Origin of the sequence: Acidimangrovimonas sediminis, from assembly GCF_002871005.1 — a bacterium.
GTDB classification, from domain to species: Bacteria; Pseudomonadota; Alphaproteobacteria; order Rhodobacterales; family Rhodobacteraceae; genus Acidimangrovimonas; species Acidimangrovimonas sediminis.
Map to the genome: position 1 here is coordinate 1 of NZ_PHSN01000062.1, position 4,201 is coordinate 4,201.

Annotated in this window: 4 protein-coding genes; all 4 read right to left on the reverse strand. The window is 71.4% G+C overall.

All coding sequences use genetic code 11. The features are described from left to right. Positions 1–373, reverse strand: a 373-nt coding sequence (locus CVV76_RS24275; protein WP_199178708.1) for a 5-deoxy-glucuronate isomerase, incomplete at its 3' end; no start/stop codon positions are given. A 47-nt stretch (positions 374–420) separates the two neighbouring features. Then, positions 421–1,350 (reverse strand): myo-inosose-2 dehydratase, encoded by a 930-nt coding sequence (gene iolE / locus CVV76_RS24280; RefSeq protein ID WP_102227264.1) that lies wholly within the window; start codon positions 1,348–1,350, stop codon positions 421–423. A gap of 10 nt (positions 1,351–1,360) precedes the next feature. After that, complete coding sequence (gene iolD / locus CVV76_RS24285) at positions 1,361–3,202, reverse strand: 3D-(3,5/4)-trihydroxycyclohexane-1,2-dione acylhydrolase (decyclizing) (protein WP_102227265.1); 1,842 nt, start codon at positions 3,200–3,202, stop codon at positions 1,361–1,363. Then, the coding region (locus CVV76_RS24290; protein ID WP_146010395.1) for a 2-deoxy-5-keto-D-gluconate 6-phosphate aldolase domain-containing protein at positions 3,199–4,201 on the reverse strand (1,003 nt) is incomplete at its 5' end. The genes iolD and CVV76_RS24290, both read right to left, overlap by 4 nt.

Here is a 4,201-nt window from a genome sequence, read left to right on the forward strand (position 1 = left end):
TCCCCTCGGGCCCGATCCGGCGCGCCGCGTGGCCGCCCTTTCCGGGCGCCGAACAGACCGCGATGACGCAATCGGTCTCGGCCACCGCGCGCCAGTCGCTGCCGTTCGGCAGATACAGGCAATGCGGCGGCGTCTTCTCGAACACGTCCATCCGGTCGCCCAGCACGCCCCAGTCCTGGCCCGCGCCCTCAAGTCTCGCCTTGCCCTCGACCATGACGAGGATCACCTCGCGTGTCCCGGTCGCCTCCGCCGCCGCTTCCCCGGCGCGCAGCCGGTAGAGCGAGAAGCCCACGTAGCGCCACCCGGCGCTCTCGGGGGTGATCTCGTGCACCTTGCCATGGCGCCCGAACGGCCTGCGCAACAGATCTGCCATCTCAGTCTCCTTTCCTGTCCTGTGTCCGGTTCGCGCTCAGCCCGCGCTCAGCCCGCGACAGGCCCCGCGACAGGCCCCGCGACAAGCCCCGCGGCGCGCGCAAGCTGCCTGAGCGTCGCGAGGCCCAGCGACTGGTACGCGAAGGGATCGCGCTGCGCGGGGTCCTGCTCGGCCTCGATCACCACCCAGCCGGCGTAGTCCGCCGCCTTCAGCTGGCCGAGCAGCGGCGCGAAGTCGATCCCGCCCTCGGGGTCGCCCGGCACGGTGAAGACCCCGGCGCGCACCCCCTCCATGAACGACAGGCCCTCGGCGCGCACCCGGGCCATCACATCGGGCCGGACGTTCTTGGCATGCACGTGCCGCACCCGCCCGATATGCCGCGCCAGCACCGGCGCCGGGTCGGCGCCCTGCCCGCCGAAATGGCAATGCCCGGCGTCGAACAGCAGCCGGGTGGCCGGCCCGGTCGCCGCCATGAAGGCGTCGATCTCCTCCGGGGTCTCGACCACGGTGCCCATGTGGTGGTGATAGACGAGGTCGATCCCCTGCGCGGCGGTGAAGGCCGCCATCTCCTCCACCTTCGCGCCGAACGCGGCCATGCCGGCGGGGCCGAGCACCGGGCTTTCCGACAGCGGCACCGGCAGCCCCTGGATCGAGTTCGAGGTCTCGCAGGCGATGCAGACGGTGCAGCCGTTGTGCCTGAGCTTGTCGAGATGCGGCTGGATCGCGGCCTTCTCGGCCTCCATCGGGCGGGTCAGCAGGTTCAGCGAATGCCAGCCGGAGACGAAGGCGAGGCCGTAGCCGCCCAGAAGCTGCCGCAGCGCCTCGGGGTCGTCCTGCGGCCAGCGGTGGCCGTTCTCGATGCCCTCGAAGCCGATCTCCGCGGCCTCGCGCAGGATCTGATCGGTCGGGATATGGGCGCCGAGCGAGGTGTCGTCGTCATTGGCCCAGGCGATGGGGTTGGTGCCGAAGCGGATCATGCTCTCTTCCTCAGTTCACGATCATCTGCCGCCGCGCGTTCGCCGCGTAGCGCGCCCTTGCGTCGTCGAGGCGTTCGGGCCCGCCGGTCTGGGGCACGGCGACGTCCCACCAGGCGCCGCCGGCGCCGGTGCCGGGGACGGCGTCGGTGTCGATGACGAGGACGGAGGGGATGTCGCGCCCGCGCGCGGCGACGATCCCGGCCTCCAGCTCGGCGATGGAGGCGACCTTCCGGGCATCGGCCCCCATCGCGGCGGCATGGGCCACGAAGTCGATCTCGGGCTGCACCTCGACGTTGCTGTCCTTGTACATGTTGTTGAACTCGGCCCCGCCGCATTCGATCTGCAGCCGGTTGATGCAGCCGTAGCCGCGGTTGTCGGTCAGCACGATGGTGAAGGGGATGCGCCGCATCACCGCCGTCGCCAGTTCCGAGTTCGCCATCATGTACGACCCGTCGCCGACGAAGCAGATCACCTCCTTCTCGGGCGCGGCCAGGGCGATGCCCATGGCGCCGGCCACCTCGTAGCCCATGCAGGAATAGCCGTATTCCATGTGGTAGCCCGCGGGCGCGGCCTGCCACAGCACCTGCAGCGCCCCCGGCATCGTGCCCGCCGCGCACATCACCACGGTCTTGTCGGTCGCCACCCGCTGCACCGCGCCGATCACCTGCGCGTCGGTCGGCAGGGCGGTGGTCGGCAGGCCCTCGGTGGGCGCCGCCGTCACCCCCCCGACCACCGCGTGCCAGTCGTCCCGCGACCCGGCGTCGAAGCCCGGCGCCCGGTGGTCGCCCAGTGCCGCCGACAGTTTCTCCAGCACCACCCGCGCGTCGCCCACCAGCGGCACCGCGCCATGCTTGGTGGCGTCGTAGCCGTGCAGGTTGATCGACACCAGTTGCCGCGCGGGGTTGCCGAAGGCGGTCCAGCTGGCCGTCGTGAAATCCTGGAACCGCGTGCCCACGCCGATCACCAGATCGGCCCCGGCGCAAAGCGCGTTGGCACAGGCCGACCCGGTCACGCCCGGCGAGCCGAAGTTGCGCGGATCGTCCCAGCCGTTCGCGCCCTTGCCCGCCTGGGTCTCGACGAAGGGGATGTTGTGGGTATCGGCGAAGCGCGCAAGTTCCGCCTCGGCCCGGGCGTAGATCACGCCCCCGCCCGAGACGATCACCGGCGCCCGGGCCCGACGGATCATCTTCACCACATCGGCCAGCTCGCGCGGGTCGGGCTCAGGCCGGCGGATGCGCCAGACCCTGGGGGCGAAGAAGCTTTCGGGGTAGTCGAAGGCCTCGGCCTGCACGTCCTGGCAGAAGGCGAGGCAGACCGGACCGCAATTGGCCGGATCGGTCATCACCGCCAGCGCCCGCGGCAGGCAGGTCAGCAGGTGTTCCGGACGGGTGATCCGGTCGAAATAGCGCACCACCGGGCGGAAGGCGTCGTTCGCGCTGATCGTGCCGTCGTCGAAATCCTCGATCTGCTGCAGCACCGGGTCGGGGCGGCGGTTGGCGAAGACGTCGCCGGGGATCAGAAGCACCGGCAGCCGGTTCACATGGGCCAGCGCCGCGGCGGTGACCATGTTGGTGGCCCCCGGCCCGATCGAGGAGGTGACGGCCATGGCGCGGGTGCGCTTCTTCGTCTTGGCATAGGCGATGGCGGCATGGGCCATGGTCTGTTCGTTCTGCCCGCGCCAGGTGGGCAGCGCGTCGCCGATGCCGTGCAGCGCCTCGCCGATGCCGGCCACGTTGCCATGGCCGAAGATCGCCCAGACCCCGTCGATGAAGCGCTCCCCCTCCTCCGTCATCTGCACGGAAAGCCAGCGCATCATCGCCTGCGCCGCGGTCAGTCGGATCGTCTCGGTCATTCTGCTGCCTCCCGGGCGCGGGCCCGCGCCTCATCCCAGATCTCGCACAGCCGCGCGTAGCGGCGCGCCATCTCCTCCACCGCGGCGGCGTCGCCGGTCTCGCCCTTCAGCCAGGCGCGCGCGACATCGCCGAAGATCGTCCGCCCCACCGCGAAGCCCTTCACCAGCGGGTGGCGCGCCGCCACGCCGAAGCTGGCGGCAAGCTCCGCCTCGGGCGCGTCGAGGCCCAGCACCACGATGCCGCGGGTGTGGGCGTCATGCGCCTCGATCGCGGCGATCGCGTTGGCCCAGGCCGCAGGCGTCGTCATCGGCTCCAGCTTCCACCAGTCGGGATAGACCCCCGCGGCATAGAATTGCCGGATCAGCGTGGCGGTGGTCGTGTCGTCGACCGGGCCCACCTTGGAGGGGATCACCTCCAGCAGGAACTCGAGGCCGTTGCGCCGGCCCGCGGTGAACAGCCGGTGCACCGTCGCCTCCTGCCGGGCGCGCGTCTCCGCGTCGTCGTCGGGGTGGCAGAAGCAGAGCACCTTGATGACGTTCTCGCGCGCCCATTCGACCAGCGTGCCGCAATCGGGGCCCAGCTCCGGCTCCAGCTCCAGGGGGCGGGACCCCGGCCATTCCGCCGGCCGCCCGATCCACAGGCCCGTGCCGCTTGCCCGGTGCAGGGCCGCGCGCCCGATCCGGTTGTCGCACAGGATGCCATAGCCCTCGCGCCCGGCCTGCACCTTCAGCGCGGCGTCGAGGCAGAGCTCCTTGAACGCGCCGCCCTTCTTCGGGGTATAGCCCGCCATCTCCTCCAGCTGGACGCGGTGGTCGAAGGCGAAGATCCGCGCCTCGGACCCGTCGCCGCCATGCAGGGACCGCCGGTTGGTGGACCAGTGGATCTGCTCCAGCTCCGCGTCGTTGCGCAGATCCGGGCGCACCACGCCGCGGCTCAGGAAGAACTCCAGCTCGGCAAGCGAGGGATAGGCCGGCGTGCAGCCGTGGCGGCTGACCGCC

Coding starts and splice junctions, on each gene's coding strand:
- iolD (WP_102227265.1), bottom strand. CDS start 3,202: ATGACCGAGACGATCCGACTGACCGCGGCGCAGGCGATGATGCGCTGG.
- iolE (WP_102227264.1), bottom strand. CDS start 1,350: ATGATCCGCTTCGGCACCAACCCCATCGCCTGGGCCAATGACGACGAC.